We start from the raw sequence: 15,872 nt of genomic DNA on the forward strand, positions 1-15,872 counted from the left end.
TTGCCAACCCTAAACCTATTCGCTATAATAACACTTGTCGCTTTTAAGCATGGCCCGTTGGTCAAGGGGTTAAGACACCTCCCTTTCACGGAGGTAACAGGGGTTCGAATCCCCTACGGGTCATACTATGCGCGGTTGTGGTGGAATGGCAGACACGCTATCTTGAGGGGGTAGTGGGCGTACGCTCGTGGAGGTTCGAGTCCTCTCAACCGCATTGAAGCATCAAATCGATGAAAGCAAGTCCGATTTCCAGAGCTGGAAGTCAGACTTGCTTTTTTGTTATAGACGCTGCCATTTGGGGGAAGATAACCGCAAGCTTAATTTGGGAAGCCGAGAGGAGAGGTTAACGATGCAGCAAACCGAGCTGCTGGAAGATCAAATAGCGGGCGTGCTGGCGGCGAATCGAATCTGCTCGTTCGGAACGGTAGACGGAAACAAGCCGATGGTACGCTATATGGCGTTATTCCATGAGGGGCTTACGCTTTACTTGGCGACGAACAGCAAAACCGATAAAGTGGACGAGCTTCAAAACAACCCGAATGTTCACGTTCTGGTCGGGTATGACGGCAAACGTTCTTCGGACATCCTCCAAATTCAGGCAAGGGCCGAGATATGCAAGGATAACGCATTGCGGGAGCGGCTCTGGAATGAGTCGTTTAAAGCATGGTTTCAAGGCCCTCATGATCCGGACTATGTCATACTGGAAATCAAGCCGGAACGTATCGAATACAACAGCGCGAATGCCGAGCCTCGAGTATGGCAAAAATAACCGCAACCAAGCGGCAGCGGCAACGATTTTACAGGAGCGCCGCTGCTTGCCCGAAGCCAACCGCTCCCACTTTACTCTTCTGTGCGAAAGAAGTATAATGGGATCTATATTCGCGGTTGTGGTGGAATGGCAGACACGCTATCTTGAGGGGGTAGTGGGCTTCGCCCGTGGAGGTTCGAGTCCTCTCAACCGCATACCAGCTTTACAAGAGCCTTCGCTGTTACGAGCGAGGGCTCTTTTTTATTATAGATACTTTACTTGTACTTCGTAAGTAAAGTATCTATAATAATAAGCGTAGGACAAGTAACCAAGAGGAGGTGACAAACAATGGCTCAATGTGCCTGTGGAAACACGCAAAACGCCCAAGGTCAATGCGATGGTTCGCATGCTAAGAAAGACAAATAAGGACCTGTAAGCGACGTTTTGTGTCGAAGCGATCGACCAAACAGCAACAACCGGGAACTTCCGCAGCGGCCGCTGCCGGAAGTTTATTGGCTTTACGCGGCGTTCCGCCGTACGGTATACTTTCGGTATCATACACTTGTTCCAACAAATGCTGAAGAAGGACCGTGATCCGATGCAAGTCAACGCAGCACTGAACGCAGCGGCTGGCCGTGACGCTTTGAAGCAAGCGGTAGGCATCGCCCTGCTCGGCAAATTGAAAGACATGCAGACGGCACAAACCGCAACGCTGCTGCAAGATTTTGCCGCGGCGCAGCATCCGTATTTGGGCAAAAGCCTAGATATTCGAGCTTGATCAACGTACATATCGAAATACGCTCATGAGGGAAACCTGTGCGGGCGGCTTGGCTCCATAGAGCGAAGCCGCCCGGCAGGTTTTTTCGTTCGGCGGACGGGCCTTTACAACATCTTAACCTGCGGACCGCGGCAGACCGATTGCAATCGGTCCATTGTCGTCGGATAATGACATCTGAAGGATAACGAGAAGATCCTAGGGAGGCCTGAGCCATGGTTGAAAACTGCAACGAACAAACATTGCGTCCGCTCATCATCGGACACCGCGGGGCCGCGGGGGAAGCGCCGGAGAATACGCTCGCCTCGTTCGAGCTTGCCGTAAGGCAAGGGGCGGACGCGGTCGAACTCGACGTGCATCTTACGGCGGACGGCGAGCTGGTCGTCTGTCATGATCACACCGTGAACCGTACGACCGACGGGCAAGGGCGAATCGATCAAATGACCGTCGAACAAATAAAGCGGCTGGACGCCGGGCGCTGGTATGACGAGAGATTCCGCGGAGAGCGGATTCCGCTGCTGTCCGAAGTGTTTGCGGCCCTGCCCGCGAATGTGATGATCAATGTTGAGGTGAAATGCGGGTACAGCGATAAGCTGTCCGGGCGGCTGGCGGAGCTTCTAGCCGGGTTCGGCCGGCTGGAGACGACGGTGGTCTCGTCCTTTTCCCATAAGGTGCTGTACCGGCTGAAGCAGCGTGAGCCGGCGATTCGCGTCGGGCTGCTGTATGTAGCGGATCTGGTGCGTCACTCTGTGCTTGCTGAAACGGCCGGAATGGACGTCTATTCCCTTCACCCGCAATATCAAGCCATCGGGCCGGAGGATGTGGCGGAGGCGCAGCGTCACGGGCTTCGGGTATATCCGTTCACGATTAACGAGCCCGAGCATTTGCGGCAAGCGGTGCAAGCCGGCTGTTCGGGGATCATTACGGATTTTCCGGCGCGGCTGAAGGCGATGCTGGGTTAAACTCGGGGCATGCCCCCGTTCTAATGACGATATTCCTTGAAGAGGTAACAATTCTTGCCCGTCTGACCGATATACGTTAAGAGACGGGAGGTAACGTTGATGATGAACAAAACACGCAACATCCGGACCCGCGGACTGGCTTGTCTGCTGTCCTTCGCTCTGTTGTTCATGCTGTTTCCGATGCGCTCGCTCCACGCCGAGAGCCGTTACTCCGATGTCGGCGCGAGTTACGGATGGGCGACGAGCTCGATCACGTTGATGTCGAACAAACAAATATTGACCGGATACCCCGACGGCCGATTCCGCCCGGAGAAAGCGGTAAGCAAAGCGGAATGGACGACCATGGTATACCGTCTCTTCGATAAATACCGGCCGAATGCGACGGCGACAGGGCTGAAGAAGGTCGGCTTCTTCGCGGACGTGACTTCCCTGCATTGGGCGTCCAAGCCCATCTCCGACGTGTACGACGCTTCGTTCCAGATCGGCGGTTACGGAGTAAACCGTGACGGTCAGCTGGCCTTCATGCCGGACATGCCGATGTCGCGGCTGCAGCTGGCGCAGATGTTATACGCGTTCTTCGGCGGGAAGCTGATGAACGACCGGATGAGCGACAATGACGTGTGTGCCGTTGTGCTGGACTTTAAAGATATTCCGGCAACCTTATATACGGACCCGGAGGCGTATGCATTCGCCAAAAACGACGGCAGGTATGATGCCAACGGCTGGATGTATGCGGAAGAGAACAGCGTGTACAAGACGCTGTTCATGGGCAAAGGCTCCAGCGACTGCACGCTCGGCGATGATCCGTTATCCAATGTGCAGGCGAAGGCGCTGGCCGGGTTAAAGTCTAACGGCATCATGACGCCGAACGATGACGGATATTTCCGGCCGAAGGAAGCGGTGAGCCGTGCGGAAGCGGTCGTTATTCTGGACCGGATTTATCATTATTTAAAAAATAACCAATGGCTATCCCTTTACTCGACGGTCGATCTTAGTGTAACTGGGCCCGATAACAGCGGAGGAGCGGCAGCTCCCGGCTCCCCGCCTGCGAATACGCCGGGAGGCTCATTCAACTACAACCCGAATCCGGGTGCGGCCTTCCCGTCGACGGATCGACCGCCGGGCTCGCAGGAATGGACGGACCGGTCGAACGTGCGAGTGACCGATTATTTTGACGATAAGGGCGTTATCGTGAAAAATATTGCATTGAACGGGGAAATCGAGACAGCGGTTCAGCCCGGAGGCACCAAATATTTGACCGTCGATTTGAAGTCCAAAGAAGCCGTCGATTTGTACGTGATCGTGGACGGACGGATCGGTTTCGTGAGGAAGGAAGAGCTGCCTCTCACGCTGACGGTCGGCAGCGCGCAGCTCGTCGGCATCCGTTCGCAGCTCCGCGACACGAGCTTGAAGAAGTACGGCGATTACACTGCGACGTTATCGGTTCAGCTGTCGGACAAAGAACCGGAGAGCAAGAAGAAAAAATAAACGGCCGCCTAGTAAAAAGGCTTCCTGTCCCGCAAATGGGAAAGGAAGCCTTGAATCTTTTTATTGCAGCAGATGTTTATGGGCGGTGTAATCGATTTGCTTCTTCTCCAAGAAGGAGATCAAGCTCTTGTAATCGCGCCGCGGCGTCGCCAGAATGTATCCCTTGATGCAGTGCTCGCGCGTGACGGCTGTCGCCTTCTCGTTCAGTGCGACTTCGCCGATCTTCGCGGCGATGGAATGCTTGGCGATATCGCGGAACGGCGCCGGGACGGGCTCAACGAGCACATCGAGGAATGCTTTGGATTCGTCGGTCCACAGGTGGCGGGACGCTTCCACGTAATGGTTCTGCCAATCGAGCTTGGACTTGCCGTCGGCCATCGGCAGCACCTTGAAAAATTTGCGGAACATGAAATATCCGCCTACCGACATCGAGAAAATCAACACGAACACCCAAAAAAATATAAACCACATAAACCCCTGATTCGGGGAGCTGCTCATCGCGTATAACATGAATATCGTCACCTCACTCCACATTATACCGCAACTTGCCTGTCAGGAAAATGAAAATCCCGGAAGAAGCCTCCCTTTCCTAGATTTCTTGCGGCAATCCTAGTAAAATAGATAAAAGCTAAGAAAGGGAGTGGATCGCGAACATGGTTAAAATCGGATCGCACGTATCGTTTTCAGATAAAGGGCTGCGGGGCGCGGCCAAAGAAGCCGCGAGCTACGGCTCGGGCACGTTCATGATCTATACCGGGGCGCCGCAGAACACGCGGCGCAAGCCCATCGAGGATCAATATATCGAAGAAGGCAAAGCGCTTATGGAAGAGCACGGCATCGGTGAAATTATCGTGCACGCTCCGTACATCATCAACCTTGGCTCTTATAAAGAAGACACGTTCGAGCTGGCCGTCCGCTTCCTGCAGGAGGAAATCCGCCGCACGGATTATCTTGGGGTGAAGCAGATTGTGCTGCATCCGGGAGCCTACACGGACAAGGATGCCGAGTACGGTATCGCGCGGATCGCGGAGGGCTTGAACGAGGTGCTGGCGGGCATCAAGGATACGGGCGTGAACATCGCGCTGGAAACGATGGCCGGCAAAGGCACCGAGATCGGACGCAGCTTCGAGGAGCTGGCCGCCATTATGGAGAAGGTGGAGCGCAACGACCGGCTGACCGTTTGCCTGGACACGTGTCACGTGAACGACGCGGGATACGACATTGTGAGCGATCTGGATGGGGTGCTGGAGGAGTTTGACCGCGTGGTCGGACTGGACAAGCTGGCCGTCATCCATTTGAACGACAGCAAAAACCCGCGCGGCGCGGGCAAGGACCGTCATGCCCCGGTTGGCGCGGGCTGGATCGGCTTCAAGGCGATGTACAACATCGTCCATCACGAGAAGCTGAACCACCTGCCGTTCATTCTGGAGACGCCGTGGATCGGCAAGGAGGACAGCTCGCAGCGTCCGATGTATGAGGCGGAGATTGCCTTGCTCAGCGGCACCGTGCAGCAGCGCTTTGGGGATGGCTTCTTGTCGGATGTGGAGAAGCTGGACCATTTCTTCAAAAAGCAGGACCTCGACTCCCGCCAATTCGTGCTGCAGACGTGGGAGTTGCTGAAAACGGACGCGAAAGCGAAAAAGGCGGACGGCCGCGAGCCGATGGAGCGTCTGTACGATTTAATCGCCGCGGACAACTTGTTCCCGGACTTGTCGGAGGAGCAAGTAAACCACCGTCTGACGGCGTGGTTTGCCGGCGAACACTTATTGGCTTCCGTCTAAGACGGATCGCTTATATAGATCATTTTTGAAGGCTCAACAGTAAAAGGAGAAGAGAGTTTCATGGTTCCCAAATTGAATCCCAAAACCAAGAGCGCCGAAGTAAACCGCGCCCGCATGCTGGTGTCCTGCCCGGACCGTCCCGGCATCGTGGCGGCGGTATCGCGATTCTTATTTGAATACGGCGCCAACATTATTCAGTCCGATCAATACACGATGGATCCGGCTGAGGGCGGGTTGTTCTTTATCCGCATTGAATTCGATCTCGACAATTTGGACCAGCGCCGCGCCCAATTGAAGGCGGACTTCGCCAAAGTGGCGGAGGAATTTCAAATGTCTTGGAGTATTACCCGGGCGAAACGGAAGAAGCGGCTCGCCATTTTCGTCTCCAAGGAAGACCACTGCTTGCTGGAGCTGCTGTGGCATTGGCAGTCCGGCGATTTGGATGCGGACATTGCGATGGTAATCAGCAATCATAACGATATGCGCGAGCTGGTCGAGCCGCTGGGTATTCCGTATTACCATATCCCGGTGACGGCGGATACGAAGGCGGAAGCGGAGCGTCGCCAGCTGGACCTGGTGACGGGGCAGGTCGATGCGATCATTCTCGCGCGGTACATGCAGATCATTTCGCCAAAATTCATCGAGTACTTTCCGAATAAGATCATTAACATTCACCATTCCTTCCTGCCGGCGTTCGTCGGCGGCAAGCCTTACGCGCAGGCGCACAACCGCGGCGTGAAGATCATCGGGGCGACCGCGCATTACGTCACGGAAGAGCTGGACGGCGGACCGATCATTGAGCAGGACGTTCAACGCGTCAGCCATCGCGATAACGTGGACGACTTGAAGCGGATCGGGCGTCACATCGAGCGTGCCGTGCTCGCGAAAGCTGTAAATTGGCACGTGGAAGACCGCATTATCGTACATCATAATAAAACGGTCGTATTTAATTAAAATGACGGCATGCAAAAGGTTCTGTTTTCCTGCGGGGGAACGGAACCTTTTTGCATGCCGTCATGTTCGCGTTTTGAGGCATCCCGAAAGCCGGGGCCGTATAGTATGCAAAAAAAGAAGCTGCAGGACACGGGCTTACGGGTGCGAGCGGCCGAATAAAGCCGTAGGAACCTGTGCTGATCGGACTGCGGTTGCTACGGCTTCTCTTAGTTCGAGCTGCGGATTTTCTCCGCCGACAGGTCGGTCGTGTTTAAGGCGGGGTACGGGGTGGAGTGTACGAAGGTTTTGTTTTTACCTGTCCGTTTGGCCGCGTATAAGGAGGCGTCGGCGCCCTTGAACAGCGCTTCTTTCCCTTTGCCCTTCATGTATTCCTGCAGCCCGATGCTGATGGTCGCAGCTTTGGAATCGAGCTCGGGGTGCAGCGTAACGTATAGCTTATGCCGGATTTGCTCGACGAGGCGGTAAGCTTCATCGAGCGTTTTCTCGGTGAAGATCACGGCGAATTCTTCCCCCCCGTAACGGGCGACGAAGTCGTTCGGCGTAACCGTTTCTTTAATAATGCTTGCAACGCGTATCAGAATGATGTCTCCGACCCAATGGCCGTAGGTGTCGTTAATTCTCTTGAAATTATCGATGTCCAAAATCGCGAGCTGCAGCGAAAGATCGTTAAGCTCGTTCTGCTCGATCAATTTTTCCAGATATTCATGAAACGTCTTGTGGTTGTACAGCTCCGTAAGCGCATCGATTTTGGAAAGCGTGTCCATAATAATGTTCTTGACCAGCAGTTCCTGCTTCGCTTCCGTGGCGTGCTTGAGGTTGTCCAGCAGTTCGATGCCGCTGCTCGTGATGGATAGCGCGATAACGGTCGTTCCCGTGTATAAGAACAGGATTCCAATCATATGCACCGGCTGCATCGTGAGGCGCAGCGGAGTGCTGACCCCGTACAAGACGCCGAATGAGAGCAGCACGAGAGCGAACGCGATTAAGATGGTTTGTTTATTAAAGGATAGAACGGATGTTAAAATCGGAAAGATAAAGATGGCGGGTACGATTCCGATCGACGGATTCATGAGAATGATGGACGAGGCGTACAAAATTCCGGTTGAAACCAGCAGCCAATCGCTCTGAGCGTGCCGGTAGCGGTACAGCCATTCAACGATCCCCGTGGCGATTGTGAGTAAAAGGGCATGCAGGGCGAGCGGTGCAATGATTTCCCGGGGGCTCATGTCGTGCTGGATGCGCTGAATGGAAAATTCCAGGATCACGGTCAGAAGGATGGTGATCCAATACAGATTGAGCATCTTTCGATACGTATGACGCGTATTGGCCAGTTCCAACAATATATGATTCATAGATCGACTCCCATGCAAACGTAGTACAGCGGACCCATTTCCAAGGTTGAAAAAAGCGGCTAGTCCTAATTCTCTATTTCGACAATAATACAGTAAATCCTTTGCGTAATTTTATTAATTTTTATCCGTTAAGATTTCGGGATGAAGGTTGATTGGATATGGCAAACTGAAAGAGACAATGGTACAATAAGGGATATTTGAAATGCGCCGGACATGTACGTACAAGTTGGCACTGCGTACTGTAAAGACGTGATCGGCCAGATCTTGCTGCAACCATGCCAAGCCGCTTCACCACATTGCAGCAAGAAAATAATGGAGTGGAGGATACTCATGACCGTTTCAAACAAGACAATCGATCAACTATCGGTGGATACGATCCGTACACTTTCCATCGACGCCATTGAAAAAGCGAAATCCGGCCATCCCGGCATGCCGATGGGCGCCGCTCCGATGGGTTACGAGCTGTTCGCGAAGCTGATGAAACATAATCCGGACGCACCGACGTGGGTGAACCGCGACCGTTTCGTCCTCTCTGCGGGCCACGGCTCGATGCTGCTATACAGCTTGCTGCATCTCTCGGGTTACGATTTATCGATGGATGAGTTGAAAAACTTCCGCCAATGGGGCAGCCGCACGCCGGGTCACCCGGAAGTGGGACATACCCCCGGTGTCGACGCAACGACGGGTCCGCTCGGACAAGGCTTCGGGATGGCGGTCGGGATGGCGATGGCTGAGGCGCATCTGGCTGCTGTTTATAACCGTGATCAATTCCAGGTGATCGACCATTATACATACGCGATTTGCGGAGACGGCGATCTGATGGAGGGCCTCTCCTCGGAAGCCGCTTCGCTCGCGGGCCATTTGAAGCTCGGGAAACTGATCGTGCTGTACGATTCGAACGATATTTCGCTCGACGGCGAATTGAACCTTTCGTTCTCCGAGAACGTCGCCCGGCGGTTCGAGGGTTACGGCTGGCAAGTGCTGCGCGTCGAGGACGGCAACGACCTCGGAGCGATTCATCAGGCGGTGCTGGACGCGCAAGCGGACTACCGTCCGACGTTGATCGAAGTGAAGACGGTAATTGGCTACGGCAGCCCGAACAAAGCGGGGAAAGGCGGCCATGTCGGTCCGCACGGCTCGCCGCTCGGCGTAGACGAAGTGGCGCTGACGAAGAAAGCGTACGGCTGGGACGAAACGCATCACTTCCATGTGCCGGATGAAGTAAGGGCACATTTTGCGGATGTGAAGAGGCGCAACGTCTCGCAGTACGAAGCGTGGAACGAACAGTTTGCCGCCTATGCGAAGGCTTATCCGGAGCTGGCGAAGCAGTTCCAGGACGCCGTGAACGGCGATTTGCCGGAAGGCTGGGACGAAGGCATCCCGGCGGATATCCCGGCGGATAAAGGCACGCGTACGGCTTCCGGCATCGTGCTGAATGCGATCGCGCAGCGCGTACCGTCACTCATCGGCGGTTCGGCGGACCTCGAGTCGTCGACCATGACGCACATGAAAGGCCTCGGCATGCTGACGCCGAAAGATTACAGCGGGCGCAACGTGTACTTCGGCGTGCGCGAGTTTGGTATGGGCGCAGCGGTAAACGGGATGCTGCTGCACGGCGGCTTGAAAGTGTTCGGCGGCACGTTCTTCGTGTTCTCCGACTACTTGCGTCCGGCGATTCGTCTGGCATCGATCATGGACGTGCCGGCGATCTACGTCTTCACGCACGACAGCATCGGTGTCGGCGAAGACGGTCCGACGCACGAGCCGATCGAGCAGCTGGCGGCGCTTCGCGTCATTCCGGGCATCACCGTCATCCGTCCGGCAGACGGCAGCGAAACGGCGGCGGCATGGAAATACGCGGTAGCGAACAAACGCGGCCCGGTCGCCCTCATCTTCTCCCGCCAAGCGGCGGCGAAGCTGGAAGGCTCCGAGAACGGCGCGCTTGAGCGCGGCGCTTATGTATTGGCCGACGCGCCCGGCGGCAAGCCGCAGGCGCAAATCATCGCTACCGGCACGGAGGTGCAGCTGGCCGTTGCGGCGCAGAAGCAGCTGGCCGAAGAGGGCATACCGGTGCGCGTCATCAGCATGCCGAGCTGGGAATTGTTCGATAAGCAATCGCAAGAGTATCAAGATTCGGTCATCCTGCCTGACGTCAAAGCGCGCTTGGCGGTTGAGATGGGTCATCCGTTCGGCTGGGACCGTTACGTCGGCGATCAAGGCAGCGTGCTCGGCATCGATAAATTCGGCGCTTCCGCTCCGGGACCGATCGTCATCCGCGAATACGGCTTTACGGTCGAGAACGTGGTGGCACGCGTCAAACAATTGTTGAAATAGAAGGAGATTCGTTCCCATGTCGCAATTTGAACAAGTGACCGTCGTCACGAAAGCCAACGTATATTTCGACGGCAAGGTAACCAGCCGCACGGTGATTTTCGCCGACGGCACGAAGAAAACGCTCGGCATCATGCTGCCGGGCGAATATGAATTCGGCACCGATGTGAAGGAGATCATGGAGATTCAAGCCGGCGAACTGAGGGTACTGCTGCCGGGCGCTTCCGAGTGGCTCGAAATCAACGGTACGGCTGAATTTACCGTACCGAAAGGCGAGAAGTTCAAGCTGGACGTACGCACGGTTACGGACTACATCTGCTCTTACGTTCACGAATAAGCCTGCTTCCAGAAGAAAACCCCGGCGGCCGCTTTCTCCAAGAGAGAAGGGCGACCGCCGGGGTTTTTGCCGCAGCGCGAGGCTGCGCTTCAAGACGCTTGCGCTATTCAGACTTGCTGCGTATGTATTCTTCGATCTTCAGGCGTACGTAAGGAGGCAGACCGGACAACATGCAGCCGTAAAGGAACTGATCCTGGTCCTGGTCGATACGGATGATGCGCGCCGTTACAGGCGGCAGATCGGCTTCCTGCGGGAAGTGGATCACGATGAACATGTCGCGGGCCAGCGGGAAGGAGCTCAGGATGCGTATGCCGCTCTCGGATAGGTCGACCAGCGTACCTTCGATCAGCTGCCCCGAGAACGAGCCTTCCTGCTCCCATTGATACACGGACAGGTGCAGCTTGATATTCAGACGCACACGGGCATTGCGGCGCCGTTCCGCGGCTTCCAGCTCCGGGGTTCCCTTGTTCGTCGCTTGCACCTGCAGGTGCATCCATTCCTCATAACATTGAATAATGGAGCTAAGGTCGTGCTCGCCGAGACCCCGGGCCAGACCCATCTGGAAAATATCCGTGGCGCTGTGCAGCATAGGCGCGGGCATTTGGAAGCTGTCGGCTACCTTGCCGGCCAAGAGCAGATCCTTCAGCATCCATTGCAGCGAGAATTGGCTGCTGAAGTCGCGCTGCAGAATTTTGGGCCCTTTCATTTCGGCTTGTCTGCTGTTAGCGGCGCCTGCCTGTACGACGTCGAGAAATTGCTCGGGCGCGAGTCCGGCCTTGGCCGCGATGGACAAGCCTTCCATCAAAGCCAGCGCGTTAATGCCGACCATCGTATTGTGCGCCAGCTTCGTGTACGAGCCGGAGCCCGAAGGACCCATATACATGATCTTGGCGCCCATCGCCTCAAACACGGGGCGCCGCTGCTCAAGCACCTCTTCCTGGCCGCCGACCATGAAGACGAGCGTGCCGCTCTCTGCGGCGGGTTGGCTGCCCGTGACGGGCGCGTCGAGAAAGTCAACGAGATGCGTAGCGAGCTCGTCGTATAATTTCCGGCTCGTTTCCGGGGAAACCGTGCTGCAGTCGATGACGGTTTGTCCCGGCCGCAGGCCGTGCACGATGCCGTTCTCGCCGAACACGGCGTCAAGGACGACTTGGTCGGTGCTCAGCATCGTGATGACGACGTCGGCCCCTCTGGCCGCTCCGGCGGGGCTTGCGGCGATTTCGGCGCCCAACGCCGCAAGGTCTTGCGCTTTGTCAACACTGCGGTTGTAGACGACGACTTCAAATCCTTTTTTCAACAGGTTCGCGGCCATAGGCTTACCCATGGTGCCGAGACCGATAAATCCGATCGTTGTCATTGGCAATCCCTCCTGTATACATTTTAGCATCTGGAGGGAAACCTGTGAATGTTCTCTTGCGTTACCGAAGGCAGATCAAGTATTCTATTTCTATAGGGATTTACGAAAATTACAGTTACATAACGAAGGTTCGGATCGGAGGAAACGAAATTAATGACGGCCAAACTGCAATTTGATTTCAGCAAAGCATTAGATTTCATCGGACGCCATGAGGTGGACTACCTGGCGGGGGCGGTGGCAACAGCCCACGAGCAGCTGCACAACGGAACGGGAGCAGGCAACGATTTCCTGGGTTGGATCGATCTGCCGGTGAACTACGATAAGGAAGAATTCGCCCGCATTCAGCAAGCGGCAAAGCGCATTCAGTCGAATTCCGACGCGCTGGTCGTCGTTGGAATCGGCGGCTCTTACTTGGGCGCGCGTGCGGCCATCGAGAGCTTGTCCCACAGCTTCTACAACCTGCTGCCGAAGGATAAACGGAAGACGCCGGAAATTTATTTCGTCGGCCAGAACATCAGCTCGACCTATGTTACGCACCTGCTGCAGCTGTTGGAAGGTAAAGACATTTCCGTGAACGTCATCTCCAAATCCGGCACGACGACGGAGCCGGCGATCGCTTTCCGGATTTTCCGCGAGCTGCTGGAGAAGAAATATGGCAAGGAAGGCGCGCGCGAGCGGATTTATGCGACGACCGACCAAGCGAAGGGCGCGCTGAAGAAGCTGGCGACCGAAGAAGGGTACGAAACGTTCGTCATTCCGGACGATGTCGGCGGACGGTACTCCGTGCTGACGGCGGTAGGTCTCCTGCCGATTGCAACGGCCGGCATCGACATCGAATCGATGATGCGCGGTGCAGCTGACGCCCGTGAGGCGTATGCGAACCCGAATTTGGCCGAGAACGAAGCTTACCAATATGCAGCGGTGCGCAATGCGCTGTACCGTAAGGGCAAGACGACGGAGATTCTTGTGAACTACGAGCCGTCGCTGCACTTCGTTTCCGAGTGGTGGAAGCAGCTTTACGGCGAGAGCGAAGGCAAGGATAACAAAGGCATTTTCCCGGCGGCGGTCGACTTCTCCACAGACCTGCATTCAATGGGACAATTCGTTCAAGAAGGAACACGGAATCTGTTCGAAACCGTCATTCAAGTGAAGGAAGTGTCGGAACAAATCGTCATCGGAACCGATGCTCAGGATTTGGACGGACTGAACTTCCTTAGCGGCCAGACGATGGATTTCGTCAATAAAAAAGCGTTCGAAGGCACAATGCTGGCGCATACCGACGGCGGGGTGCCGAACCTGATCGTTACGCTGCCGGATTTGACGCCATATACGTTCGGCTATATGGTCTACTTCTTTGAAAAAGCTTGCGGTATCAGCGGTTACTTGCTCGGCGTTAACCCGTTCGACCAACCCGGTGTGGAAGCATATAAGAGAAACATGTTCGCCCTTCTGGGCAAACCTGGTTATGAGAAGGAAAAGGCGGAGCTGGAAGCCAGACTCGGCAAGTAAGCCGGACGCTGGACGAAGCGGCAAAACAAAGCGGTTCACCCTGCCGGGTGATCGCTTTTTTTGCAAGCAATGTGCCGCAAGGCCCGCTTACGTGTGGAAGGAGGCGGCCTGAACCCGCATGTTGATGCAATATCGAACGGTGAAACGACTGGGCACTGCCGAGATCGTCATCAAGAAGTCCCGCTTTATCGGATTTGCCAAACCGGTGCACGATGAAGCGGAAGCCGTTGCTTTTATCGAGAGCATTAAGAAGGAGCATTGGAACGCTACCCATAACTGCTCGGCGTATTTGATCGGGGAACGCGATGAGATTCAGAAGGCGTCTGACGATGGGGAGCCGAGCGGGACGGCGGGTAAGCCGATTCTGGAGGTTATCAAGAACCAGGGTCTGAAAAATGTGGCCGTTGTCGTCACCCGTTATTTCGGCGGGATTTTGCTCGGCGCAGGCGGTTTAGTCCGGGCCTACACCGACGGAGCGGTCGCCGGACTGGCCGCGGCGGAGCAGGTATATAAGGTGCTTCACCGGGAAGTGCGGGTGACAATCGATTACACGTGGCTCGGCAAGGTGGAGAACGAGCTGCGCGGCCGCGGGATGATGATGGAAGAGACCGAGTTTACGGATAAAGTGACCTTGCGCTGTTTGCCGCTTGCGAAGGATGCCGATCACTTCATGGCATGGATGATCGACCTGACGCAAGGGCAAGGTGAAATTCAAGAAGGTGAAAGTCGATACGTCGAGCACGCCGAGCTTCCTGCATAGGAGGCCGGCGGCTTGTAGTATATATCATTCATTTCATATGGGCCTAACTATAATGGGAGTTGAAACCACGTGGCACGAAAAGCAGTTGAGCAGGAGCTAAGCCGCCAACGTATTTTGGATGAGGCACGCCATTTGTTTGTCAAACACGGCTATCATGCTTTAACGATGCGAAGCATCGCAAAGTCGATGGGCTACAGTCACGGCGCATTGTATTATCATTTTAGCGAGAAAGCGGAATTGTTCTACGCCCTGGTTACGGAGGACTTCCGGATGCTGCTGGAACGGCAGAAGGACATGCTTCGCCGCACCCGGCTGGGCGATATGGCGCAGCTTGAGAAGCTGATGCTGGAATTCATCAAGTTCGGTTTGGACAATCCGAATCATTACGAGATTATGTTTATGATCAAGGATCAGGAGCTGCAGCGCTATTCACGAACCGAACAAGCGCAGTGCCTGGACTTGTTCGCTACCGTGGTACGGTCGGTCGTTGCCCGCCAAAAAGACGATAAGAAAATGTACAGTTTGCCTTGGAGCTTGTTCATGTCGATGCACGGATTCATTTCGTATAATATTCATTACAATCAAACGTTCGAAGACGTCCGCAAGTTGGCAGAGCAGCATGTCAAATATTTGTGCGAGGGGCTGCGAGGGTGAACATCCTATAGAAGCGGCAACCGAAGAACTTTTGCAGCCCCACGCTTCAGTGCAGTAAAGTATATTTGCCTGTTCGCTTTGGAACTCATCTTTCTCGAGACGCTTACCCGCGTATAAACTTTAACAGACAAGTGCGTTCGCGCGGCCCGTCGAACTCGCAGAAGTAAATGCCCTGCCAGCGTCCCAAGACTAGCCTTGAGCCTGCAACCAATACGGTTTGCGAAGAGCCGACGGTCATGGCCTTCAGGTGGGAAGCGGTGTTGCCTTCCGCATGGCGGTATTTCGGATGCTCCCACGGGTAAACTTCGTCCAGGCGCATCAGTACGTCGTGCCGGACGTCCGGGTCTGCATTCTCTTGTATCGCAATGCCCGCCGTCGTATGCGGCGAATAAATGACGGCGATGCCGTCTTCCATTTGTTCCTGCTTCAGCAGGTCATGGACTTGGCGCGTGATGTCGATCATTTCGCTGTGCGCGTTCGTCCGCAGGTGCAGCTTATGGATCATAGCGGTTCCCCCTCTGTAAGGTAACGTCGTTAAACATTATATTACACAAGGCGCGGACGCTCCAAACATGGTACAATAAGTGGCGATACGGAAAAGTAGGCGGGAGGGAGACGCGAAAGATGGATCTTACGAAAAACACATTGGAAAATACCGATTTCATGATCGAGGAAATCAAAAAGAAGCTGCGTATGGCTTCTGGAGCGGCTTTGAAGGCCGTGTCGTTGAACGATACGCAATATGAAGATTTGCGTGACATTTACGACATGGTGGCCGGTAAAAACCAATTCAGCATCAGTGAAATAGAAGCGATTACAACCGAGCTCGGCCGGCTCCGCCGCTAACGGAAGGAGCCAGGCGCC

Annotated in this window: 16 protein-coding genes and 3 tRNA genes; 15 read left to right on the forward strand and 4 right to left on the reverse strand. The window is 55.0% G+C overall.

The features are described 5' to 3' along the window. The first annotated feature begins 51 nt into the window (after positions 1-51). From JMF85_RS07295 to JMF85_RS07325, 7 genes are all read left to right on the forward strand, one after another. Positions 52-123, forward strand: a tRNA-Glu gene (locus JMF85_RS07295). An 8-nt stretch (positions 124-131) separates the two neighbouring features. Next, positions 132-214: transfer RNA gene (locus JMF85_RS07300), tRNA-Leu, on the forward strand. A gap of 135 nt (positions 215-349) precedes the next feature. Further along, positions 350-769: a pyridoxamine 5'-phosphate oxidase family protein gene (locus JMF85_RS07305; protein WP_054796868.1), complete on the forward strand. Its 420-nt coding sequence runs from the start codon at positions 350-352 to the stop codon at positions 767-769. A gap of 112 nt (positions 770-881) precedes the next feature. Next, positions 882-963, forward strand: a tRNA-Leu gene (locus tag JMF85_RS07310). Positions 964-1,346: 383 nt separating this feature from the next. After that, positions 1,347-1,526: a putative motility protein gene (locus JMF85_RS07315; protein ID WP_054799559.1), complete on the forward strand. Its 180-nt coding sequence runs from the start codon at positions 1,347-1,349 to the stop codon at positions 1,524-1,526. 212 nt (positions 1,527-1,738) lie between these two features. Beyond that, complete coding sequence (locus tag JMF85_RS07320; protein WP_054796870.1) at positions 1,739-2,485, forward strand: glycerophosphodiester phosphodiesterase; 747 nt, start codon at positions 1,739-1,741, stop codon at positions 2,483-2,485. Between the two features lie 99 nt (positions 2,486-2,584). Further along, on the forward strand, positions 2,585-3,973 hold the full coding sequence (locus tag JMF85_RS07325; protein ID WP_236595763.1) for an S-layer homology domain-containing protein: 1,389 nt from the start codon (positions 2,585-2,587) through the stop codon (positions 3,971-3,973). 60 nt (positions 3,974-4,033) lie between these two features. Here JMF85_RS07325 and JMF85_RS07330 read toward each other — a convergent pair whose 3' ends face one another. Next, positions 4,034-4,483, reverse strand: coding sequence for a DUF2621 domain-containing protein (locus JMF85_RS07330; RefSeq protein ID WP_127610122.1), 450 nt, complete (start codon positions 4,481-4,483; stop codon positions 4,034-4,036). Between the two features lie 143 nt (positions 4,484-4,626). Between JMF85_RS07330 and JMF85_RS07335 the strand changes: the two genes are divergently transcribed. Both JMF85_RS07335 and purU read left to right on the forward strand, forming a co-directional pair. After that, positions 4,627-5,754 (forward strand): deoxyribonuclease IV, encoded by a 1,128-nt coding sequence (locus tag JMF85_RS07335; protein ID WP_127610120.1) that lies wholly within the window; start codon positions 4,627-4,629, stop codon positions 5,752-5,754. Between the two features lie 60 nt (positions 5,755-5,814). Further along, positions 5,815-6,708: a formyltetrahydrofolate deformylase gene (gene purU, locus JMF85_RS07340; protein WP_201317990.1), complete on the forward strand. Its 894-nt coding sequence runs from the start codon at positions 5,815-5,817 to the stop codon at positions 6,706-6,708. 206 nt (positions 6,709-6,914) lie between these two features. Here the strand turns inward: purU and JMF85_RS07345 are convergent, their stop codons facing one another. Then, positions 6,915-8,060 carry a GGDEF domain-containing protein gene (locus JMF85_RS07345; protein WP_054799562.1) on the reverse strand — a complete coding sequence of 382 codons (1,146 nt, stop codon included), beginning with the start codon at positions 8,058-8,060 and terminating at the stop codon, positions 6,915-6,917. Positions 8,061-8,390: 330 nt separating this feature from the next. Here JMF85_RS07345 and tkt point away from each other — a divergent pair, with 330 nt between their 5' ends. Continuing rightward, entirely contained in the window at positions 8,391-10,394 is a 2,004-nt protein-coding gene (gene tkt, locus JMF85_RS07350) for a transketolase (protein ID WP_141336321.1), read from the forward strand. Positions 10,395-10,410: 16 nt separating this feature from the next. After that, positions 10,411-10,728 (forward strand): pyrimidine/purine nucleoside phosphorylase, encoded by a 318-nt coding sequence (gene ppnP, locus JMF85_RS07355; RefSeq protein WP_054796878.1) that lies wholly within the window; start codon positions 10,411-10,413, stop codon positions 10,726-10,728. 103 nt (positions 10,729-10,831) lie between these two features. On the opposite strand, the gene JMF85_RS07360 is transcribed toward ppnP, so the two are convergent. Beyond that, positions 10,832-12,085: an NAD(P)-binding domain-containing protein gene (locus tag JMF85_RS07360; RefSeq protein WP_127610112.1), complete on the reverse strand. Its 1,254-nt coding sequence runs from the start codon at positions 12,083-12,085 to the stop codon at positions 10,832-10,834. A 153-nt stretch (positions 12,086-12,238) separates the two neighbouring features. Between JMF85_RS07360 and JMF85_RS07365 the strand changes: the two genes are divergently transcribed. From JMF85_RS07365 to JMF85_RS07375, 3 genes are all read left to right on the forward strand, one after another. Then, positions 12,239-13,594, forward strand: a complete 1,356-nt coding sequence (locus JMF85_RS07365; protein WP_127610110.1) for a glucose-6-phosphate isomerase — start codon at positions 12,239-12,241, stop codon at positions 13,592-13,594. Positions 13,595-13,712: 118 nt separating this feature from the next. Further along, the gene (locus tag JMF85_RS07370; RefSeq protein WP_054796880.1) at positions 13,713-14,354 is read left to right on the forward strand and encodes a YigZ family protein; all 642 of its coding nucleotides are present in this window, start codon (positions 13,713-13,715) and stop codon (positions 14,352-14,354) included. A gap of 69 nt (positions 14,355-14,423) precedes the next feature. Beyond that, entirely contained in the window at positions 14,424-15,008 is a 585-nt protein-coding gene (locus JMF85_RS07375; protein WP_127610108.1) for a TetR/AcrR family transcriptional regulator, read from the forward strand. Positions 15,009-15,111: 103 nt separating this feature from the next. On the opposite strand, the gene JMF85_RS07380 is transcribed toward JMF85_RS07375, so the two are convergent. Beyond that, positions 15,112-15,513: a secondary thiamine-phosphate synthase enzyme YjbQ gene (locus JMF85_RS07380; RefSeq protein WP_054796881.1), complete on the reverse strand. Its 402-nt coding sequence runs from the start codon at positions 15,511-15,513 to the stop codon at positions 15,112-15,114. Between the two features lie 119 nt (positions 15,514-15,632). On the opposite strand from JMF85_RS07380, the gene JMF85_RS07385 reads away from it, so the two are divergent. Continuing rightward, positions 15,633-15,854, forward strand: coding sequence for a DUF1128 domain-containing protein (locus JMF85_RS07385; RefSeq protein WP_127610106.1), 222 nt, complete (start codon positions 15,633-15,635; stop codon positions 15,852-15,854). Positions 15,855-15,872 lie beyond the last annotated feature (18 nt).

Source organism: Paenibacillus sp. EPM92 (assembly GCF_016586185.1).
Classification (GTDB): Bacteria; Bacillota; Bacilli; order Paenibacillales; family NBRC-103111; genus Paenibacillus_G; species Paenibacillus_G validus.